Raw genomic sequence first — 21710 nt, forward strand, 5'->3', positions numbered from 1 at the left:
CCAATGAAATAACAAAAGAGACTTGGCTCATTTAAGCAAGTCTCTTTTATTTACGAATATAAAGCTAAATCCAGTAACGGGGATACTGTCGATCTTGAAAAAAGTTGTTATAGACGGTAGAAATTAGTATAACTACACCTGCACAAAGCAGAATAACTCCTAAAAACCCCCAGCCTGCGCCCGTGTTAATGGCTACGATGGCACTGGCTGCAGCGGGAGGATGAACGGTTTTTGTAAGAATCATTAAAATAAGAACAAAAGCCAGTACAATCGCGATAGTAATTAGACTTCGATGAAATAAACTCCAAATAATAAGAGCTGAAATTGTCGCAAGAAAGTGACCACCCAGTACGTGGCGTGGCTGTGATAACGGACCTTTATGAGCGCCAAATACAAGAACGCAGCTTGCGCCAATCGGAGCAAGTGCCATGGGATATCCAAGCGCTAATGCAATTGAGCTGCTGATAATAATCGCAATTAAACCTCCTAGCGAAGAAACGACTGCATCCCTATAATTAATTTTTGGTTCTTCTTTTAATTCACCCTTCATCTTTTTAGCATAAGAGCTCAAGTACGACAGAAAGGGACTTTTCGTTTGAGGAAAACTCTTTTCAATCTCCATTACGTATTTCCTTTCTCCTTTGTAAGTAAACGTCGTTTGTCAAGTTGTATGTCAGAACATCTGCTATATTAATTTAGTTTATAAGAAAATAAGGATTAATGGAATAGGTAAAAACGTCATTATTAGATGTAATAGGATTATAAATAAGCAATTATTTATAAATCTAGAGAGGACTCTTATTATCTTAAATCATATACCAAATATTTTTTAGCTTATATCAAGTGTATACAAAAAAATATTGATGGTATAAAATACTAAATAAATAACTTATATTACTAAAAAAATAGTCTTTATGTCCATGTTGATGAATAATAGAGGAGAAGATTAATGAGAATTTTAGTTCATCCTGATCAATTGAGGGAAGTTTCAAAAGATTTCGTACACGCTAGTAAAGAAAATGAACAAATAGCAAGGAATTTAAAGTTGCAAATGAATCTCTTGGAACAAAGCTGGAGAGGTTCTGTTCAACAAGATTTTTTTAAGAATTTTATCCGTACACAGAAGATAATGCATGATTATGTGCTTCTTTTAAGCAAGATTGGAGAAGAGTTACTGAGTATTGCAGAACGATTTGAGGAAGCCGATGAAAATAAAGAAAGTAAAGTTGTGACTTGGGGCAAGTTTCTTCTAGATACTTATCATTTAGGAAACGGTTATGTAAAAGAATTAATACCGAGCTTAGCATCTATTACTAGTGGATTTCGCTTAAAAGAACGTAACGGGAAATTCATTGTATATGGAAAAAGAAATCCAACAACTTTTGTTGAGAAGTCATACATAAAGTGGAGAACCGAAAAATTGGGCATTCCATTGCATGCTACTGTGTATGACACTAACCCATTATCTACGAATAAATGGAAATTCGCTAAAAAAACATTAACAGATGGATTTAAAGGAGGAGCTCTTGCAGAAACATTAATTTCAGTAGGGTTAAATGGATATGAGTATACATGGGGAGGACACCGAGCCGAGGGAATAATGAGCAGTAGCTTTTTATCTTCAACTACTGTGGAAGTAGGCAAAGGTATATTAGAAACAGGTGTAAGTATGGGAGCCGGTGCATTAGCTACAGCTACTGTGGCAGCTACTGCAGGATCGGTTGTACCAGGTATTGGAACAGCTGTTGGATTTGGGGTAGGTTTAGGTGTAAGCATAGGCTTAGATATGCTTGATAACACGAGAGCGGGGAAAGCAGTTACAAAATGGACTGAAGATAAAGTTCAAGATGTATATCAGTCTATAGGAAAAAATCTAAAAAGATTAAGTCATGAAGTGCCAGAAACATTCGAGAAAATAGGAGGAACGGCTAAAGAGATTAAGAAAAATATAGGTTCTGCAGTTGACGATACAGTAGATGCAGTATCAGATACGTTTAAGGCTACCAGTAAGGTTCTTAATGGATGGTCAAAGGCATTATTTAATTAACGTTAAAAGATTATCAAAATGAGGAGAATGAAAAATGAATATACAAGTAGATTTACGTGACTCTAAATCAGTGGAGGAATATTCAGCCGAAATCTTCGCTGAAGAGGGGTTGAAATTGACAAAAGAAGATGCAAAAAAGTTTTCTTTTTTATACGAAAATAAGTGGATAGGAATCACTCAGTATAGCCATCGATTAGCCAGTGGATGGACTCAATCTCAGGAGTTCGTTGAGGTGCTAAATGAAAATTTAGAAAAAGCACATACTCTTGAGGAAGCAACTGAAGCACTCTTAACACAATTAAAGTTATTTGGAAAACAAGCAGTAGCTGAATTTGTGGGAGTATTATGCTTATTAGAAGCTAAGGCAAATATACATAAAAATAATGATGCAATCATTTCCGAAGTTAGATTGATGGAACGTAGCTATTTTGGCTATATGAACGATTTAGTGAACGCGTTGAACTTCGATACAAATGAAGATTTCTCTTTAATTAGACCGTTAAATGATGAAGCTAGTGGCTTTATTGAATGGATGTTTGGAGTAGTCGATATTAGTTTAATCAACCGTCGAGAGTTAATTAAGCAAGCCTTACAAAGTGAAAGTTACGATGAACTGATGCTGAAGCTATTAATTACAACTAGAGATTTGTTTGAAGACGCATCATTACTGTGTGGATATCTAGCAGTTAAATTAAAATTAGAAAAAAAATATGCTTCACTATTTTGAGAAAAGGTAGGATAACCCCAAAAGCTAATTAAGCTGTTTGGGGTTAAAATTGTAACTATTAATACCCCAATTCCTCATCATAACGATTGTTATCAGCCTCAAAGTCTTCTACTAATACATAAAAATCTTGTTCAAAAATATATTCAGGTTTTTCTTGAGATAAATCATTTGGGTTGTAATTTCAAGGATTCGGATACATATTTACTTCACAAATATCTTGGTTACACTGACGTACAGTTACTTGAAATATTTGAGGGGCTTTTTCAAAATCATGATTGTCCTTTAGTTCAGCCATAGCTGGAAGGTCCTCTTTTCTGCGAGCATGGAGATAATCGTACACTTTTTCTTTTTGGGATAAAAATGAAATTTTATAAGAAAGAATAAGTTTTTATGTTATTATAAGGAAAAATAATATAACTAAAGACTTAATGGTTTGTGAGTCTTTAGTTATGTGGAAAACAAGGAGGGATATCGATGTCATTTTGTAAGGAATGCGGCTCAAAGCTGCAGCCGGGTATGCAGTTTTGTAATGAATGTGGGACACCAGTTCAAACAGAAGAAGTAAGTAAAAGGAATGATTTGGAAGAGTCTAGAAAGAAGATGTCGAAAAAGAAAAAAGCAGGTTTTATTACAGTTGGAGCGGTAGCTGTGCTGCTGTTTGGTGGCTATAAAACCGGCGAGTTTCTGACGGACAAAGACCGAATGATTGAACAATTCGAAACCGCTTTAAATAATGGAGATGAAGGGAAAGTAGCTTCTATGTTGCATCCTGTTGATTCTTCTTTAAAAGTAACAAAAGATAACGTAAAGGGTTTTATGAACTATTATAAAAAGCATCCGGATGATCGAAAAGATTTAATTGGAGTGTTAAAGTCTCAGTCTCAGTACCTTGACCAAAGAAGTAGTAAGGCGGCGATGACTGCTTCTGGTGAAGCGACTGACGAATTAGGGCAGCTTGTTAATTTAGAGAAGAACGGTAAAAAAGCTTTTTTATTCGATAACTATGAGCTTAATGTCATGCCTGTTTATGTCACAGTTGGAACAGATTATAAAGGTACGGATATTTATTTAGATGATAAAAAAATAGGAACGGCTACGTCTGAAGATTTTAAGAAAACGTACGGGCCGTATCTGCCAGGTACATATACGATAAAAGGAAAACTAAAAACAGATTTTGTGGATTTAGTTAGTAAAGAAAACGTAACGTTTACAAGTCCGGACGGAAAAGAAAACGTTTCTCTCGATTTAAATGGTGAAGAAGTAAGTATAGATTTAGGAATTGATGATACAGATATGAAAGCGAAGCTGCTTATTGATGGAAAAGACGTGGGTATTAATCCGTTTAAAACTTCTTCATTTGGCCCGGTCGTAACGGATGGTTCTATGGATATGCAGGTGTCTGCTGAATTACCTTGGGGAAAGGTGACGACCAATAAAGTAGCTATCGATAGCAATGAAATGGTATATGATCTAGGACAAAGTAAAGAGTTGCAAGACATGTTGATTAATACCATTGTGCCCGAGACAAAAAATTTATTAAGTTCTTATACAGAAGGTACAACAAGTAAGTTGCAAAATGTTACACCTGAATATAAGGGAACAGTGAACGACGTAATTGCAGATTTTAAGACGTATGGTACTTATCTGAAAGATCAATACTTAGGAACGACTTTTGATTTGGATTCCACAAACCTTGACTATACAGACGACGGACAGTGGATGGCAACAATTTATGGAGAAGAATCACATAATTCCGATACATATATGGCAGGTGAAACACCCAGCTTAGAACAAACAGAAGAAGTGATGGAATATCAGCTAATTTATGATGAAAAACAAAAAAAATGGTTGATAGACAATGTAGAACCTTCTGATGAAGAGCTTTCAGACAATACAAAAGAGATGAAAGAGAATAAACCAGCTATATATCAAACAAAGTGGAAACAAGAATCAGCTTCTTCTAGTGAAGAGAAGTCTTCAAATGAAGCTGGTGATGAAGAAGACGATAGTCAAGCTGACAACGAAGATAATAGCACCAGTGAAGTTACGGAAAGTGATATTTCGTCGTTTATGGAGGAATATATGAATGCCACGATTGATTCTATTAATCTAGAAGACTTTTCGTATGCAGAACCGTATATTGATCCAAACGGAAAGAAGTATAAAGAGCAAAAAGACTATACAGCTTATCTGAATAAAAAGAATATTACAGAGGATTTATTAAATTTTAAAGTCACGGATATCGAAAAAGTAGATGATAACACGTTTAAAGTATTTACAAATGAAGAATACGATATTAGATACGATGATGGTAGTTTGAAAAACAAGACCTTCAATAGTATTCACACAGTAAAATATTTATCGTCGGGGAAATTGGCTGTAAATGAATTAATTAGTTCCACCGAAGTGAAATAAAGAATTTTATGGGGTTAAAATAAGTATTTTGGAGTCTATAAAAATATTTTTTGTAAATAATTAAATATTTAGTCCTAATTTAGTGAAGTTAGTGTATAATTCTAAAGGATGTAAAAATAGGAATATTAGACTCGTCTAATATTCCTATTAGTAAAAAATATAGGAGGATAAACAATTGCAGTGTTTAAATTGTGGACACCTAAATGAAGGTGGAAAATTTTGTGTGAAATGTGGAGCGAAGCTAGGAGAGGAGAGTACTGCAAACCAAGTCGCAGCAACAAATGAATCTCAATTGTCTAATACATATGCTCAATCTCAGCAAAGCGCAGTTTCACAGCCGGCTCAGCCAAATCAACATGTGGAAAATGCAAAACATATTTCGAAATTATACTTAGGTTATTTTATGCAAGGAATTAAGAGTCCAACTGCTGTTGCACAAGAAGTACGAGGAGAGCAGTTTATAAACGGCTTGATTACTCTCTTTTTGTATGCAATTAGTATCCCTCTTATGTTGTTTTTTGGATGGGAAGTTATTGTAGATAAATTTATAACTGCCATGAAAGAAGGAACGCTAGGTGTATGGGATACGCTACACGACTTTGGCTTGGGAGATTTTGATGCAAAAAGTTTAGAAGATTACATGGATCTGAGTTTTGTAGATATCGTAATTAAAAATAGCTTTTATCTTTTATTAGGTTTAGCTGTTATTGGATTAGTTGCTTTTGCAATGGTTAAGTTGAGCAAACAAACAATCTCATTGCAAGATTTTTTCGCTCGCTTTGGAACATTCTTAATTGTCCCTACGGCTATTTTCCTTTTAGGTGTTGTATTAGCCATTATTAAATCAGAACTATTCTTATATTTTGTGTTACTAGGATTACTTGGATTGTTTATTGCGGTACCTTTAACCATCGCAAGTTTTAAAAAGAATTCGTTTGGAGGCATTGATGGTCTTTACGGTGCTCTTGTGACGTATATCGCGATGGTCATTGTATTGTATATGGTAGGAGGAAGTATGCTTGATGAAATGAAAGAAATTATTGGGTATGCGGTTGGAGATGCCATTAAAGATTCGTGGTAAGTGCAATAAAAATGCGATTCAATGTAGGTGAAAGAGGCATCGTTTTCGCAACGATGCCTCTTTCAACATAGAAAAAATAGAATAGGAATGAACGGTTAGTGTGCTATTGCAAAAATACCCATATCAAATACCCGGCTTACGATAAAAAAATCAAGTGAGCGTTTCACCAATTATTATCCAGAATTTATTGCGCGACGAGCTTGGATATAAAGGAATTGTGGTGACAGATGATTTAGAAATGGGAAGGGTAAGCAAGCATTTTACGTATGAGAATCTAAGAATAAAGACCGTATAGGGGAGGGAGCGGACATACTATTAGTTTGCTATACCCTTAAAAATTAAGAAAAAAAACGGTATTTTAAAAGTAGTAAAAAATCACCAAATTAATGAGAAATGAATTTTAATTTATAAATTAAAGCAAGATATACCGCTTCACGTTAATCCTACAAAGGCTCAACAGCAGGTTGGAAAACAAGCGTCTTAAGACATTTTTCGTTTAGATAACAGGCTAACCTTTTTTGCATAAAAGGTTAGCCATGTTTTATATCTGATTTATATGGGGTGAATGGAATGAATTATACTGTACAAGCCACGCAGCAAACGCCTGCCTATATTATTTATTTAATTGATGTGAGTGCATCAATGAATATCCAAATGGGAGACAAAACACGAATTGAAATAGTCGAAGCTGCGCTCAATAAAGCCATTCGTCAAATGGTCTTTCGTTCAACAAAGGGAAGTAGAGTTTCTCCGAGGTATCGCATTTCTATTTTTGCTTATAGTGATCATGTCTATGATGTATTAGATGGTACAAAAGGCATTGATGAATTAGCTAGAAAAAGTGATGTGAAGCTGCGGACAGAAAGATTAACCGATACGGCTCGAGCTTTTTCCGTAGTAGAACGAAAATTAAAAGAAGAATTGTCTTATATAAAAGATTGTCCAGCGCCGCTTATTTTTCATATGACGGACGGCGAGTACACGGGAGAAGATCCAGAGCCTGTGGTGAATCGAATTATGAATATGAGAGTTAACGACGGACCTGTTCTAGTTGAAAATATTTTTATATCTGACGATGTAGTAGATGCCCCCATTGCGGACGTGAAAAAATGGACGGGGATTATGTCAGAGGACGTGTTAAAAGAAGATTACGCTAATAAATTAAAGAGGATGTCATCTCCTATTCCAGAGAGCTACCGAGAATTAATGATAGACGAAGGGTATTCGATTCAGCAAGGAGCTAAAATGTTGCTTCCGGGAACCAATCCTGAACTAGTGTCATTAGGCTTCCAAATGTCTTCAGCAACACCAATACGTTAAGCGAATTAAAGAGGTGATGGTGTGAAAAATAGAGAAGAATTTCAAGTGAATCAATTTCAAGAACTCTCTCTACAAATGAAGAAAAAAGGTCGGTTTCAGTATCGCTATGCTTATGCGAGGTCAGCTGAGTCGCAGTTAGAAAATGAAATAGGTCAAGATTATCTCGTTTACCGTTGTTCAGAAGATCAATTTGTTTTTGCTGTATGTGATGGAGTGGGCTTATCTTTCCACGGAGACGTAGCCGCTGCATTTTTAGGAGAGAAACTTTGTGAATGGTTAGAGAGGCAGGAAAGTCCAGAGGGATGGAATGAGTTGGAACTACAAAGCGCCTTATCCACATTTTTATCTGACTTAATCCCTGAAGCTACAAGTGAAGTTGAAAACATTCCATTAGATCCTAGCATTGGTGGTTTTCATAAAGAAGTGTTGGAAGAAAAAAGAACTCGTGGAAGCGAAGCTACTTTTGTTTGTGGACGAATCGATTTTTTAAATGTACAACAGTCTGAGCCAAAGATCCTCTTAGCATGGCAAGGAGATTCTAAAGTGAAATTGTGGAGGGGAAATCAAGATCGTTCTCAGTTGCTGAAAGCGCCGTTTTTGACAAATCAGAGGTGGTCGACAAAAAGAGGACCAGTCGGAGGGGAACCTCACGTATTTACTATGGACGCTTTGGAAAAGAATTGTATTGATAGACTGACAGTTTATACAGATGGACTTTCTGAATTAGACCACTTCACTTATCCTGTCAAAAATGAGGAATTAAAAAACATCATTCAACAAGCAAATAGCAAAGCAGAAAGTGATGATTTAACATTTTTAGAGATTGGGTGGAACAATGAATCTGTACTAGAAGAACAAAGCCATTCGTTGAAGCTATTATTTCAACGTAAATTAACAAGAGAAGACGATACTGTATAAAAACACAGGTTCCATTTAGTACAGATTAAATTAGCAGAGAAAGGAGAATACATTGTGACAAATATTTTAGTAACATTTATTTCTGAAAATATGATGGAAAAAGACTTAGAGCTACCAAACGATGTGGTGTGCGTGCATCTTGTTGAAAAATTAATAGAACAAATGCCATCTAGTAATCCACTTGAAGCAAATTTATACAACGTAGAGTTTTCATTAAATAAAGAAGAATGGCAAAAGGTAGACAATCATTATCGTTTATATGAAGTTGGAGTATGGGATGGTGTATATCTTCGTTTAGTGAAGAATAGTCGAACACTATCAGCACCTAGAGTGTCATTTGTTTCGGCCGAAGAAGAGAATACTCACGCTTTTGCGCAAGAAGAGCTGGGGACACATTCGTTAGAACGAATAAGAGAAGAAGTGAAGCCAAAAGAAGAAAATGCGTGGAAGGTAATTGAATAAACCTAAAGGAGTGAAGAATATGCTTGATAAATCACCGTATTTTCAACGGGCCCCTCGTGTAAAACGTACGTTACTTACAAAAGATATTACGATACATAGACCTTCTGCTGAACCGCAGAAGCCTTCTATGTCTATGGAACAATTGATTATTCCCTTAATTTCTACTGCGTTGAGTGTAGGGCTATTTTATTATATCTCGCAAAAAATGGAGACCGCTTCTTCCAGTACCTACCTTTTATTTATGATGGCATCGAGTGTACCCATGGTGTTTTCATTTCTCTACTCAATGTTTTCGTATGGAAGGTTAAAGTATCAGTATAAAAAAGAAATGAAGCGACGGGAAACGACTTATCTTGGTCACTTGCAAAACCATACGGGGGAGCTGAAAGATTTACAGCAGCAGCAAATGAAAGTATTATCAGCAACTAACCCCTCTCCTGATGAGTGTGTGAGACGTATTAGAGAACGTAGAAGCTCTTTATGGGAACGCTCACCTGAAAGTGATGATTTTTTAAATCTTCGAATTGGTCAAGGAGAGCAGCCGTTTCGAGTAAATATTAATGTTCCTATAGAAGACGGATATGAAATTGATCCGTTGATTTCAAAAGCTCAGGAAGTTTCCTTCAATCATCAGTCGATAGGCCCTTCACCTATTCAGCTCCCTTTATTTGAAAGTAAGGTAGTTGGAATCGTAGGAAGTAAGCAAGATATTATGAATATGGTTCGGTTGATTACGCTGCAATTAGTGACACATCATTCACCCGATGAAGTGAAAATTGCTTCTTTTTATCCAGAAGAAGATGAAAAAGAATGGGATTGGATGCGTTGGCTTCCTCATACGTGGGATGAGGGGAAAGAAAGTAGATTTTTAGCGAAGGACCAGCAAAATGCAACAAAGATGTTTGAACAGCTTTTTAGTAAATTGAATATTAGGAAAATTTATAGAGATGCAGAAGGAAAACAACAGCAGAATCTGCCTATATGGACTTTTTTCTTATCGGCTGCTCATTTTGTAGAAGAAGACCCGTTAGTTCCTCTGTTACTGAAAGAAGCAGATACAGTAGGAGCGTGTACGTTTTTATTTGCTGATCGAAAAGAAGCACTGCCTATGCAGTGTCAGTTAATTATTGAGGCTTCAGGAAATCAAGGTACGCTAATTCAGACATTATCTACGGGAAAAGAAAGCTTTGATCGTCAAGAAGTTTCGTTTCAACCGGATGTTTTTTCGTTGAAAGAAGCGGAGAAAATGGCACGAATGATGGCACCTATTCGTTTAAAACAATCTTCAGCTGAAGCTATACCGAAGGTGGTCACTCTTTTAGATTTATTTAACATTAATCGTATGGAAGAATTAAATCTGAAAGAACGGTGGGCGCAAAATCGCTATCCAACTTCTTTTCCTGTTCCTATTGGTTTTCGAGCAGGAGGAAAAGAGGTTCTCTTAAATATTCATGACAAAATTGAGAAAAATGGACATGGTCCACATGGATTAATGGCCGGAACAACTGGTTCAGGAAAAAGTGAAGTTATTCAAACAATTATTGCTTCTTTAGCGGTTAACTACCATCCTCATGAAATGGCTTTTATGCTCATTGATTATAAAGGAGGAGGAATGTCCAATACGTTTAGCGGATTGCCTCACGTCATTGCGACCATTACTAACCTGGAAGATGAGAATATTATCGAAAGAGCAAAAACTTCTTTAAAAGCAGAATTAGTAAGACGTCAGCAAATTTTTAATCGTGCCGGAAACCTTCAGCATATTGATGAATACTATCAATCACCTGAACGCATCCAAAACCCGCTGCCGCATTTGTTTATTGTCATTGATGAATTTGCGCAGTTAAAAAAAGAACAGCCTGAATTTATGGATGAGTTAATCAGTATCGCAGCCGTAGGACGAACGCTAGGAGTGCATTTACTACTAGCTACTCAAAAGCCAGCAGGAGTAGTAGATGATAAAATCTGGAGTAACTCACGTTTTCGCATTTGTTTACGTGTACAAGATGATGCTGACAGCAGAGATATGTTAAAAATTCCAAATGCTGCTCGTATTAATATACCTGGTCGAGGCTACTTGCAAGTAGGTAGTGATGAAGTATTAGAGTTGTTTCAATCTGCTTGGAGTGGAGCCCCGTATCTGGAAAAGGGACAAGAAGAAATTAAGATTGCTGAAGTAGCGTTAAGTGGAGAAAGAACAAAGAAAGCTGTGGTAGCAAAAGCCACAACCTCCACGCGCAAGCAGCTAGATGTTCTAAATGAATATATTCAGCAAGCAGCCATAGAGCAAGGAATTACTTCTCTTCAAGGGCCGTGGCAAGATCCGCTTCCTGAAGAATTATACTTAGCTGACCTACAAGGAAATGGAAAAGCAGAAACGAACGATGATTGGCTTCGTCCAGTCATTGGAAAAATCGACGACGTGGAAAATCAAAAGCAGTATTCGTTTAGAGTAAATTTAAATGAAGGTCATATGGCTATCTATGGAATGCCTGGAACTGGGAAAACAACCTTCCTTCAGACGTTAACGCTGTCGCTGACCTCTACCCATTCTCCGGAAGATCTTCATTTGTATATGTTGGACTTTGGCAAGATGCTTCGAGATTTTGCTAAGCTTCCACATGTGGGAGACGTCATGCAAGAGGAAGAGCATGAAAAAGTGAAGCGTTTTTTCATTATGCTGTCTAAAGAATTAACAAGAAGAAAAGATTTATTTTCTAAGCTTGGTACCAAAACATTAGCGACTTATCGTCAATCAGGTTACGAGAAGCTTCCAGCTATAGTCGTTTTACTAGATGGATATGCTACTTTCAGAAAATCATTTGAAGAACAAGAAGAGCAGCTAGAAATGATCCTTCGTGAAGGCGCGAATTTAGGTATCTATTTTGTTATCACAGCAAATAAAGTAACAGACTTTTATGAGAAAATTCGCAGTAATATTCCTTCTGGGGTTGCATATGAATTAGCTGATTCAAGTGACTATCATTCTATTGTAGGAAGAATAAATAAGGTGCCTTCACGTCTTCCTGCAGGTCGAGCATTTTCTAAAGGATCCATACCTCCGTTGCAATTTCAGACGGCACTCGCAACGGAAGGAGAAAGTGAAGTAGAACGTACAAAATTACTGCGAGAGAAAATCCAACAACTAAGGAATACTTGGACTGGAATGGAGGCTCCTGCTGTTCCGATGTTACAACCTGAGATTTCATTACCACATTTAATTGGTAGTACAAATCATTCAGCTGGATTTCCAGTTGGGCTTCAAATTGAATCTCTTGAACCATACTATTTGCGAATTGAAGATAACCCTACAACACTTGTTTCTGGAAGGATTGAAGGTGGAATTACGAGCGCGTTGAAAACGATTTTTCTTTCTATGTCTTCTACTCTTTCACCTGAGGAGCTTCATTTATACCTAATTGATGCTGACCCGACACGAGACGGAATTATGGCATATAGAAATCTTTCACATGTTAAAGACATTGGCTACCATGCAGAAAATGTAGAAAGAATTCTACAGGGTATAAGTGATGAACTTGATAAACGAGTAACGAACCTTTCATTTTTAGAAGAGGAACAGGCAGATTTGAGTACGGAAATCACTGTACCAAAGATCGTTATTATTATTGATAAGATTGATAAATTACTAGCTTTAGCTTCATTTGATAATGAAATTGAGAATTTGCTTTTAAAGATTATCAATCACAATAAAGGGAAAGACTGCTATCTAATCATAGGCGGTCAAGCAGACTATCTCTCAAGTAGCTATGATTCTGGTGTCGCTGATATTCGTAAAGCAGGATGTGGCTTTTTACTTGGTACGACAAATAGTACAGATCTTCAGCTTTTTAATATTCGTGTTCCTTATCAGGAATCTGACCAAGAGCTGCCTGCCGGCGAAGGATATTTCTATAAGCGTAAGAGCCAAAAAGTGAAGATAGCGTACCCTTATTCAGATGGTTATACGCCTGAAAAGTGGGTGAAACAACTAAACTACAATGTTTCTCCTCAACGATAATTTTTGAGAATTAACTATAAGAAAATAGTCATAAACTGAATGAGTGGTAATAGAAGATAAAATTGTTATATATGGTGAAAAAAGTATTTACTAGTAACATAGAATTATTATAAAATGAATATATATTTTCTAGAAAATGCTTTTTTATAGGAGGAAAGAATTATGGCGAGCAATCGCATATTAGTATCACCAGATGAATTAGAAAAGGTAGCAAAACAGTTTAAGGCTGCTTCTGATCAAAACCAACAAGCATCCACAAAATTATCTCAAACGGTATCTGCTATGAATAGTCAATGGGACGGTATGACATCAGAACGTTTTTTCCATGACTTTGAAGATTCTAAGAAAAAAATGAAACAGTACACGCAGCTGTTGGAGCAGGTTAGTACAGAGTTAAAACAAATTGCGCAACGCTTTCGTCAAGCTGATAACGTACGTTAATAGATTTGTAGATAAGGCCAGTATTCCTAAGAGTGCTGGTTCTTTTCTTGCATATCACAGCTGAAAAAATAAAAAAATGGAGGCTTATAAATGGCTTTTGAACCACAAGTAAATGCAAGCATCCGCTTTCGAGGTACAAATTATAAAATGGCGGAACATCCATCAGCTCCCGGTTTTCCTTATGGACAAGAGGGCAGGCAAGGTGTGGTGTATAAATTAAACCCTGAAAATAAAAATGAACACCCTGTTGCCTTAAAAGTATTCAGACCTAAATATCGAGTAGGGGGTATGAGTAAACAGGCAAGTATGCTTAATACCTATAAACACATCGCTGGCTTATCTGTTAGTAATCGAACAGTCGTTATACCTGAAACAGATAATGAGTTAGTTAATGAACACGAAGACTTGCTTTATAGTGCAATTATGCCATGGATTGAAGGGCCGACATGGGCTGACGTCATGCTAGAGAAAAAAATTATTACAAAAAATGAAAGCCTAGACCTAGCTAAGTCTTTAGGTGGCGTTTTAACAAGTATGGAAAAAGAGCAGCTAGCTCACTGTGATTTATCAGCTCCTAACATTATGCTACCAGGTTTAATCTCTTCTCATACTTCTTCTAAAGTGGAGCTCGTTGATTTAGAGCAAATGTTTTCAGCTAATATGGAAACACCTGACGCTATGCCTTTGGGATCTCCGGGATATGCAGTTCATAAAGCGATCCGTACAGGATTTTGGAGTGCAGAAGCTGATCGTTTTTCAGGCGCTATTTTACTTTCTGAAATGTTGGCATGGTGTGATGCAGACATTCGAGAGCATTCGTACGGAGATAGTTTTTTCGACCCGCAAGAGCTTCAAACTAAATCAGCTAGATACGAAATGATGATTGCTTCTTTAAGCAAAACGTGGGGAAATGAAGTAGCACAGTTATTCATTCAAGCTTGGCAAAGTGCAGAATTAACGGAATGTCCAAAGTTTAGTGAATGGCTAGCAGGGCTTCAAAATGTAAAAACTCAAACGCTAGGTTGGAATTTTAATCAGTCTAAGCAACAGCATCAAAATGAAAGCGTAGCTAGAACTCAAGAAGGGCAAGAAGAACTGCTACAAAAAGCTGGCGAATTGGAAAGAATTAAAGACTATAAAGGTGCCTTGAATTTATATCAGACGGTATGCGAACGCTTGAATCCAAATGATGCCCTCTATAAAGAATTACAGCTTGTAATTCAACAGATTCAACAAAAGATGAATGAACATCAGCAAACAAACAAACAGCCGCAGGCAACAAGTTCTGCGCCTCCAAAAGAAGCGGTACCATCTCAACCTCGTGTACAACAAGCAGCGAATCAAGTACATAATCAGTCTAATTATCGCGGTGAGATAAATCATACAGAAAAGACAAAACCGAAAAAGAAGAGGTTTAAAAAGTTTAAAATATTATCGGTTTTAGTATTAGTATTGGCAGCAGTAGGTTTTGTTAGCTATCAATTTAAAGAAGATTTGCCTTATGTAGGAACATTCTTTAAAACAGCAAAAGGATCAACAGCAACAGTAGGAGCTAATGCGGAGGCAGATAGTCAAAGCAGTGCAACAAGCAGCGGAAAAGAAAGCAAAGAAACAATTTCGCTGTGGTCAAAAGATCGTATGGCGCAAAGCGGTGAGTGGGATACAAGCGAAAGCAATCATAGTGTCTACCTTACTAGCGGCAGTAACGGTGAATACGTATCCTATGATTTACTTAGTTACCAAGCAAATAAAGCAACGTTAACTGGAAATATTGCCTTAACGGATGGAATTGCGGCCGAAATAGATGTGATAGTGGATTCTAAAGTAATTTATAAAACAAAAAAGCTCAGTCAAGACAAAAACGTAACGTTAGACATCGATGTGCCTAAAGGTCGTATCCTAACATTTAAAGTTAAAAACAAAAGTGTAAGCGGAGATAGTTCTAAAACCACGGCTATTAGTTTGAATGATTTAACATTTAATCTTTACAGCTACGATCAACAAAAAGAACCAAAGAAAATGGAAAGTTTTTGGAGCGATAATGTATATTCTTCTGCTGGAGATTGGGACAGCAGTAGTTCTTATCATTCAGTGACCTTATCAAATGGAGAAAATAGTTCCTATGTTACGTATAATTTAGAATCGTTTGGTGTTAAAAAAGGATTCGTCACGGGCGGAATTGTTCCAAATGGAGGAATTCCTTTTAAACTAGAATTTTACGTAGACAACAAGCGAGTAGCTGTGACAAAGCAACTAAAAGGGAATGGTACGCCTATTCCGTTTAACATTCCTGTAGATGGAAAAATATTTACAGTCAAACTTGTTAATAACAGCGTTAGTGGAAATAGTGCTAAAAATACTGGTGTTGTTTTGCAAGAGGTGCTTCTAAATATTAATGAACAAGTGAAAGATTCGGAAAAGAAAGAAGAAAGTTTGTGGGCAAACGGCACGTCATCTGAAGAAGGTGATTGGGAATTCAGTGAATCCTACCATGATATATCGATTACCCGTGGGAATAATGGAGAATATATTTCCTATGACTTAAGTGATTCTGGTATCCAAGACCGTGTAGCAAAAGGAACCCTAATTTCTAACTCAGGAATTCCATTTCATTTAGAATTTAAAGTAGATGGAAAAGTGGTGGAAAAGACAAAAGAGTTTGATCCAGCGACTGATGTACCAGTTCCATTTGAGTTTCCAGCAGATGGAAAGCTGTTGACGGTAACTTTAGTAAACAACAGCGTAGATGGTAACGATGAAAAGACAACTGATTTTACGCTTAGAGATTTTGTAATTAAAGAAAAATAAAGTAAAAAGCCAACTTTTATAGTTGGCTTTTTAACTGAAGTGATTTCCGCATCCGCCGCAGAATTTGGCTTTAGCGTCATTTTGTGTTCCGCAGTTTGTGCAGTGCTTAATAGCGGCTTCTTCTTCAGGAGTGGGTGGAGCTTCGACTTGAAAGCTGTGACCGCAGTTTGAACAAAACTTGGTTTCGGACGTACAAATACTGGAGCATGTTGGACATTCTTTCTCATCACGTAATTCTTTAATTTTGTATTCAAGCATGAGAATATCTTTCTTAATGGAAGAAATATCACGGCAGGAGGAAAAAATTTCACTTTCGTTTTCTGCAAAATTATCATGTTCGAAGGATGAATAAACGAGTTTACCAATTTCATGTAACGAAGTTTGAATCGTTTGTTCGTGCCCTTGAATCTGAGAACGAATTTTGTTAATTTCAATTGTTACCTGCGCTTTTTTGCTTGCCTCTGTTGCTCCTTGTTTCAGCTTATCTAAAAAACCATTAGACATTTTTCTCTCTCCCAACTGTAAGGTATTCACTTTAGTTAGTTATGACCTATATAAAGGAATTACTTTACTTAGATGTATGTAAAAAGTGGTTAAAAAACCACCATCAAGTGAATATTTTACCATAAAAATAAGTAATAAGGTATAAGTAAAATGATCTTCTAATGAATAAAAATGCATGGTTTCCCTATACGGTATGCGAGGTGACCCTTGCCTTTATACAGAGTGAACAATCAGGTGTATAATAAAGTTAGAGGTGACTAAATTATGTATCTAGTAGACTACCATCATCACACGAACAATTCATTCGACTCACAGGCAGTCATGAAAGAAGTGTGCGAGCAAGCTGTAAAAAACGGCATAGACGAAATTTGTTTTACCGAACACTTTTCATTAAATCCATTAGCGCCAACGTACGGTCATATGGATTTTGATAAATATGAACGAGAACTAGCGGAATGCAGAGATCAGTTTCAAGATCAGCTAGTGATTAAAAAAGGAATTGAAATTTGTGAGCCGCACTATTTAAAAGAAAAATATCAAAAAACAATGAAGCAAGAGAACTTTGATTTTATTTTAGGTTCGGTGCATAACATTAATAACATCAAGCTTCGCAAACATTTAGAACTCAACGACAAAGAAGCGATTTACCGCGCTTATTTTAACGAGATGTATAAGCTAGTAAGCGACGCCGACATTGATGTATTGGCTCATTTAGATTTAATGAAGCGCTATGCGTTTGAGCAATACGGTATTTACGACTTTCATCAATTCAAAGATATTCTGGCAGATATTTTGAAAAAAGCAATTGATTGCAATATTGGAATTGAAATTAACACTTCAGGCATAAGAGGGAAGCTTGGTGAAGCATTGCCGGCACTTGAAGTTGTTGGGCTGTACCGCGATTTAGGCGGAGAAATCTTAACGATTGGATCTGATTCACACTTTGCAGAAACCGTAGGAGCACATATGAAAGAAGCGGTTGAAATGGCAAAACAGTGCGGATTTACGGAGATTTATACGTTTGATCAACGCAAGCCAAAAGGAATTCGTATTTAATATGAGCGTATTTAACTTTCTTCATAATGAAAAGCATAAATTTCTTCCGTTGAAAGAAAAAGAGGTAGAAACCGCAGAGCAAAGATTAGGAACGAAATTTCCAGCAGAGCTCCGTCAATTTTATGTAGAAATAGGATATGGCTTTGCGAATAGGGATGAAACAACTGCTTTTCAGCGAATTATAGATCCAGACAGCGCAGTAGATTTGCATTTACGCCAAGACTTTTATGAGCATGATCCTGATTTAGATATGTATGATGAAAGAGAAGGCTTTATTTTCTTTGAAGTCGTAGAAGGATTGTATTTTGAAGTAAGGTGGAGCACAGAGGCTGCTTCGCCAGTGTACTTTATGGATACAAGGATATCAGACTCTCTTCAAGCGTTTTTCGAACAGCTTGATAAGGATGCTCATTTCTATGAGAAAATGTTAGAAGAATAATAATAACTGGAAAAAGCACGCTCTGATTCGAGCGTGCTTTTTTAATTTAGTTCCGCTTGAGCTCCGACAAAAACCTCCGGACTTCTTCAATAGTCAGCCCCAGCGTGCGAGCTGCTTTCATAAGACTTACCCACTCTTGATCGATTGACAGTACATTTTCTTTTTTCATTACGATTCATCCACCCTTTGCCAGGGAACCCAGCTATCATAGCCAAAAGCGGCCTTAGACCTGAGGCTTTGCGTCACTATTTTTCAATAGTTTTGCCCTTATCTGGATAATTTGTAATAGTATTCTTAGCATACAGTTATTTTACAAAATAATATTTGGAAAAGATGTCGAAATAGGTCGATAGTCATAAAAAAATTACAAGTCAATTAATTGACGTATCAGTTTGTTTTACGGAACTTTAAATAATACTGAAATTCAATAAATTCTTCTTTGGTCATGCCGTCTTGAATGGCTCGTTCAATTAAATGAAGCCACTCTTGATTGAGGGCTGGCTTTGAAGTTAGAGTCGGACAGCTGATGTCTCCTTCAATTAATTCATCAATTGTTGTATGAAGAGAAGACGCGATTTTATCAAGCATTTGAAGGGAAGGATTATTATTTAACCCTTTTTCTAAATGAGATAAATACGATTTTGAAATATGGGCTTCTTCAGCTAAGCGTGTAATAGAATAGCCTTTTTTTAGTCGCAAATTCTTAATCTTTTTCCCTATCACATTCAGTTCATCCTCTGCTTATGGATTTTTGTTCATTATAACGCATAAACGTGCGTTTTGTGTATATCAAAATATAATATTAATAATATTTTGTTCTTTATAAAGAATATCATGGGTGCAAAATCCCTTTTTAGTTTTAAAATGCTCACATGCTGACATTCGACCTTCGAAGATTGAACGAAGCATGAAGTTTTATGTAAATAAAAATTCACAAACGTACTATGGATAGAACAACCCCTATGACCGATAGATATAACGAAGTGTGAAAGTGAAAGCAGGAGATAAATCAGCGAAAAGGGGAAATGTTATGGGGGCATTACGAAATCTGAGTATCTATCGAAAGCTGCTAGTAATGGTTATAATTTCAACAATTTCACTTATTGCAGTCGCGGTGATTAGCTATTTTTACACACAGCGAATTGCTGACAGCTCGGAGTCTATGTACAATGACCGCCTGCAGCCAATCAGGCAGTTAGGGCAAATTCGTACGAATAATCGAGCGATTGATGCGAATATGCTTGAAATGATTTTATCGAAAGATGAAAACTATCAGCGTAAGCGCCTCGATGAAATTCAAGAAAAAGAAGCTGAAAATAACAAGCTCATGGCGCAATACGAAAAAACATTTATGCTGGATAATGAAAAAGAAAAGCTCGATGTGTACAAAGAAAATATTAGTAACTTAACACAAGCAAGAAGTGAAGCCATACAGCTTGCTCAAGATGAAAAAGAAGATGAAGCCTATAACGTTTTTTCTAAACAAATCGTCACGCTGCGTACGACCATAAACAACACGCTAGATGATCTTCAAACGATAAACAATAACGAAGCAAAAAGCATTTATCAAAAAAATAAGCAAAGCGTAAAATCAGCCGTAACCACTCTTTTACTCGTCAGCGCGTTAGTCATCCTACTTACAATAGGAATTGGACTTCTGATTGCACGCATGATTACAAAGCCGTTAAACGATATTAAAAACCTCATGGAAACAGCAAAAGACGGGGATTTTCAAGTGCAAGGCACCTACGAATCCAAAGATGAAATTGGCTTACTTACAGCATCATTTAATAAAATGATTGGCGGATTAAAAGAAATGATGATGTCCGTTGGAAACATTTCATCAACGGTGGCCGCTTCTTCAGAAGAACTAAGCGCCAGCGCAGAACAAAACAATAGTGCCATTGAACATATTTCAAGCATCACTGAAAAACTAGCCTCAGGATCCAACCATCAAGTGAATCAAATTCAAGAAAGCTCCACCATTATTCACCGCATTACGAACCAAACATCAGAAGTTGTTGAAAACGTCGAGCAAATCACTAAGCGAGCACTCGACACAGCTGCGATTTCAAATAGCGGAACAGCGACCGTTGAAACAGCAGCCAAACAAATGAAATCAATCAACGAAAATGTCACTGAACTCTCATCTGTTTTTCAAGGTCTTAGCGACCACTCAGCTAAAATTAGTCAAATTAACGAGGTCATCACAACGATTGCTGACCAAACAAATCTGCTTGCTTTAAATGCAGCTATTGAAGCCGCAAGAGCGGGAGATCACGGCAAAGGCTTTGCTGTTGTTGCAAGTGAAGTACGAAAACTAGCAGAAGGCTCATCTAACTCAGCAAATCAAATTAAAGACCTGGTTGCGATTATCCAAAGCGAAACAGCTCGGACGCTGCAGTCAATGACGACCACCAAAGAAGAAGTAAAAGAAGGTCTAGAGGTAGTCGAACAAGCAGGTACGTCGTTTATGCAAATTAACGAAGCCGTACAGCATGTAGTGGACCAAATTCAGCAAATTGGAAGTGCAATTCACAGCTTGGCCAAAGATACGCTCGAGGTCCAGGGGGCGATTCATGAAGTGAACGGCATCGCCGAAGAAGCGGCAGCCGGGGCGCAAAACGTATCGGCTACAACAGAAGAACAACTTGCGTCCATGCAAGAAATCGCATCCTCTGCGATGGATCTAGCGAATATGTCAGAAGAACTTCAAGGACTCATTGCTCAGTTTAAAATATAAGAAAAAGCATGAAGCGCTCGCTTCATGCTTTTTGCTTACCGTATCATTTTTTATTCTACTTAGCTGCAGGCTTTCTCACTTTATACAGAAGAAACAATAAAATAGCTCCGCCTAATGAATCAATCATCACATCTACAATTCGTCCGTCTCGTCCAATAATAAAAGCCTGATGAATTTCATCTAAAAAGGCAAATGCAGCCAGACAAAGCCATGCTTTTAGATAACGATAGCGCTGTTTCTGTAAATTCCAGTAAAAAAGCAGACCCAACATACCGAAAAAAGAAAGGTGAGCAATTTTTCGAAGAGTAAATTCTAAATCAAATCCGTATGTATACGACGTATAAAATTCACTTCCAGGACGCAGAATGGACCAAAGCGTAGTGTTATGATTCCACACGGAAGAATTTGTCCACGTAGAAGGATCGGTTACTAACAGGTGAGGAGTATGGGAGAACTTTGAAATGGATAAAAGCATAAGAACTAATAAGACCCATTTTAACATGATAAACTAACTCTTTTCTCTATCAAATTTTCTTTTAATCATAGAAAAAAATTAAGAAAAAAGCAAGAAATTAATAAGCATTTTATGAGGTATGATACGGGGTAAATTACTTAAACATGCACAAATTAAAGAAATAAACCGCTACCATAAAAGCTAATTTTTTTAAAAAAAGGTTTTTTTTTAGGTAATTTAAAGGTATATTCATGAACAGTTCATACAATACAAATAT

The 21710-nt window shown here is 36.8% G+C and carries 19 protein-coding genes and 1 riboswitch; of the genes, 14 read left to right on the top strand and 5 right to left on the bottom strand.

Annotated features, from left to right (window positions below):
* Positions 1–64: 64 nt before the first annotated feature.
* The gene (locus tag NST66_RS04155; protein WP_340843098.1) at positions 65–622 is read right to left on the bottom strand and encodes an HPP family protein; all 558 of its coding nucleotides are present in this window, start codon (positions 620–622) and stop codon (positions 65–67) included.
* Between the two features lie 327 nt (positions 623–949).
* Here NST66_RS04155 and NST66_RS04160 point away from each other — a divergent pair, with 327 nt between their 5' ends.
* From NST66_RS04160 to NST66_RS04205, 11 genes are all read left to right on the top strand, one after another.
* On the top strand, positions 950–2047 hold the full coding sequence (locus NST66_RS04160) for a WXG100 family type VII secretion target (protein WP_340843099.1): 1098 nt from the start codon (positions 950–952) through the stop codon (positions 2045–2047).
* 34 nt (positions 2048–2081) lie between these two features.
* A complete protein-coding gene (locus NST66_RS04165) occupies positions 2082–2774 on the top strand; it encodes a hypothetical protein (protein WP_340843100.1) in 693 nt (230 codons plus the stop codon).
* A 474-nt stretch (positions 2775–3248) separates the two neighbouring features.
* Complete coding sequence (locus NST66_RS04170) at positions 3249–5189, top strand: zinc ribbon domain-containing protein (protein WP_340843101.1); 1941 nt, start codon at positions 3249–3251, stop codon at positions 5187–5189.
* Positions 5190–5412: 223 nt separating this feature from the next.
* On the top strand, positions 5413–6270 hold the full coding sequence (locus NST66_RS04175; protein WP_340843102.1) for a zinc ribbon domain-containing protein: 858 nt from the start codon (positions 5413–5415) through the stop codon (positions 6268–6270).
* A gap of 154 nt (positions 6271–6424) precedes the next feature.
* Positions 6425–6565: a glycoside hydrolase family 3 N-terminal domain-containing protein gene (locus tag NST66_RS29265; RefSeq protein ID WP_445326386.1), complete on the top strand. Its 141-nt coding sequence runs from the start codon at positions 6425–6427 to the stop codon at positions 6563–6565.
* A gap of 275 nt (positions 6566–6840) precedes the next feature.
* Positions 6841–7590 (top strand): vWA domain-containing protein, encoded by a 750-nt coding sequence (locus tag NST66_RS04180; RefSeq protein WP_114894449.1) that lies wholly within the window; start codon positions 6841–6843, stop codon positions 7588–7590.
* Between the two features lie 21 nt (positions 7591–7611).
* Complete coding sequence (locus NST66_RS04185; protein ID WP_340843103.1) at positions 7612–8508, top strand: PP2C family serine/threonine-protein phosphatase; 897 nt, start codon at positions 7612–7614, stop codon at positions 8506–8508.
* A 54-nt stretch (positions 8509–8562) separates the two neighbouring features.
* Positions 8563–8970, top strand: coding sequence for a hypothetical protein (locus NST66_RS04190; protein WP_098248510.1), 408 nt, complete (start codon positions 8563–8565; stop codon positions 8968–8970).
* A 19-nt stretch (positions 8971–8989) separates the two neighbouring features.
* Positions 8990–12988 carry a type VII secretion protein EssC gene (essC, locus tag NST66_RS04195; RefSeq protein WP_340843105.1) on the top strand — a complete coding sequence of 1333 codons (3999 nt, stop codon included), beginning with the start codon at positions 8990–8992 and terminating at the stop codon, positions 12986–12988.
* Between the two features lie 162 nt (positions 12989–13150).
* The gene (locus NST66_RS04200; protein ID WP_340843106.1) at positions 13151–13429 is read left to right on the top strand and encodes a WXG100 family type VII secretion target; all 279 of its coding nucleotides are present in this window, start codon (positions 13151–13153) and stop codon (positions 13427–13429) included.
* A gap of 90 nt (positions 13430–13519) precedes the next feature.
* Positions 13520–16237 (top strand): hypothetical protein, encoded by a 2718-nt coding sequence (locus NST66_RS04205; protein WP_340843107.1) that lies wholly within the window; start codon positions 13520–13522, stop codon positions 16235–16237.
* 30 nt (positions 16238–16267) lie between these two features.
* On the opposite strand, the gene NST66_RS04210 is transcribed toward NST66_RS04205, so the two are convergent.
* Positions 16268–16741 carry a zinc ribbon domain-containing protein gene (locus NST66_RS04210; protein ID WP_098248506.1) on the bottom strand — a complete coding sequence of 158 codons (474 nt, stop codon included), beginning with the start codon at positions 16739–16741 and terminating at the stop codon, positions 16268–16270.
* Between the two features lie 264 nt (positions 16742–17005).
* Between NST66_RS04210 and NST66_RS04215 the strand changes: the two genes are divergently transcribed.
* On the top strand, positions 17006–17797 hold the full coding sequence (locus NST66_RS04215) for a histidinol-phosphatase HisJ family protein (RefSeq protein ID WP_340843108.1): 792 nt from the start codon (positions 17006–17008) through the stop codon (positions 17795–17797).
* Entirely contained in the window at positions 17763–18236 is a 474-nt protein-coding gene (locus tag NST66_RS04220; protein WP_340843109.1) for an SMI1/KNR4 family protein, read from the top strand. Before NST66_RS04215 ends, NST66_RS04220 begins: the two co-directional genes overlap by 35 nt.
* A 46-nt stretch (positions 18237–18282) precedes the next feature.
* Here the strand turns inward: NST66_RS04220 and NST66_RS04225 are convergent, their stop codons facing one another.
* Entirely contained in the window at positions 18283–18405 is a 123-nt protein-coding gene (locus tag NST66_RS04225; protein WP_340843110.1) for an anti-repressor SinI family protein, read from the bottom strand.
* Between the two features lie 20 nt (positions 18406–18425).
* Positions 18426–18512, bottom strand: a riboswitch (cyclic di-GMP riboswitch).
* Positions 18513–18623: 111 nt separating this feature from the next.
* On the bottom strand, positions 18624–18959 hold the full coding sequence (locus NST66_RS04230) for a helix-turn-helix domain-containing protein (protein WP_340843111.1): 336 nt from the start codon (positions 18957–18959) through the stop codon (positions 18624–18626).
* Between the two features lie 307 nt (positions 18960–19266).
* Between NST66_RS04230 and NST66_RS04235 the strand changes: the two genes are divergently transcribed.
* Positions 19267–20979 carry a methyl-accepting chemotaxis protein gene (locus tag NST66_RS04235; RefSeq protein WP_340843112.1) on the top strand — a complete coding sequence of 571 codons (1713 nt, stop codon included), beginning with the start codon at positions 19267–19269 and terminating at the stop codon, positions 20977–20979.
* 55 nt (positions 20980–21034) lie between these two features.
* Here NST66_RS04235 and NST66_RS04240 read toward each other — a convergent pair whose 3' ends face one another.
* A complete protein-coding gene (locus tag NST66_RS04240; protein ID WP_340843113.1) occupies positions 21035–21481 on the bottom strand; it encodes a VanZ family protein in 447 nt (148 codons plus the stop codon).
* Positions 21482–21710: the final 229 nt, after the last annotated feature.

Source organism: Priestia sp. FSL W8-0524 (genome assembly GCF_038005965.1).
GTDB lineage: Bacteria > Bacillota > Bacilli > Bacillales > Bacillaceae_H > Priestia > Priestia zanthoxyli.

Excerpts from the sequence above, each read along its gene's own strand:
- NST66_RS04165 (WP_340843100.1), top strand. The coding sequence starts at position 2,082 with ATGAATATACAAGTAGATTTACGTGACTCTAAATCAGTGGAGGAATAT.
- NST66_RS04235 (WP_340843112.1), top strand. The coding sequence starts at position 19,267 with ATGGGGGCATTACGAAATCTGAGTATCTATCGAAAGCTGCTAGTAATG.
- NST66_RS04200 (WP_340843106.1), top strand. The coding sequence starts at position 13,151 with ATGGCGAGCAATCGCATATTAGTATCACCAGATGAATTAGAAAAGGTA.
- NST66_RS04215 (WP_340843108.1), top strand. The coding sequence starts at position 17,006 with ATGTATCTAGTAGACTACCATCATCACACGAACAATTCATTCGACTCA.
- NST66_RS04225 (WP_340843110.1), bottom strand. The coding sequence starts at position 18,405 with ATGAAAAAAGAAAATGTACTGTCAATCGATCAAGAGTGGGTAAGTCTT.
- essC (WP_340843105.1), top strand. The coding sequence starts at position 8,990 with ATGCTTGATAAATCACCGTATTTTCAACGGGCCCCTCGTGTAAAACGT.
- NST66_RS04180 (WP_114894449.1), top strand. The coding sequence starts at position 6,841 with ATGAATTATACTGTACAAGCCACGCAGCAAACGCCTGCCTATATTATT.
- NST66_RS04210 (WP_098248506.1), bottom strand. The coding sequence starts at position 16,741 with ATGTCTAATGGTTTTTTAGATAAGCTGAAACAAGGAGCAACAGAGGCA.
- NST66_RS04240 (WP_340843113.1), bottom strand. The coding sequence starts at position 21,481 with ATGTTAAAATGGGTCTTATTAGTTCTTATGCTTTTATCCATTTCAAAG.
- NST66_RS04205 (WP_340843107.1), top strand. The coding sequence starts at position 13,520 with ATGGCTTTTGAACCACAAGTAAATGCAAGCATCCGCTTTCGAGGTACA.
- NST66_RS04160 (WP_340843099.1), top strand. The coding sequence starts at position 950 with ATGAGAATTTTAGTTCATCCTGATCAATTGAGGGAAGTTTCAAAAGAT.
- NST66_RS04170 (WP_340843101.1), top strand. The coding sequence starts at position 3,249 with ATGTCATTTTGTAAGGAATGCGGCTCAAAGCTGCAGCCGGGTATGCAG.
- NST66_RS04155 (WP_340843098.1), bottom strand. The coding sequence starts at position 622 with ATGGAGATTGAAAAGAGTTTTCCTCAAACGAAAAGTCCCTTTCTGTCG.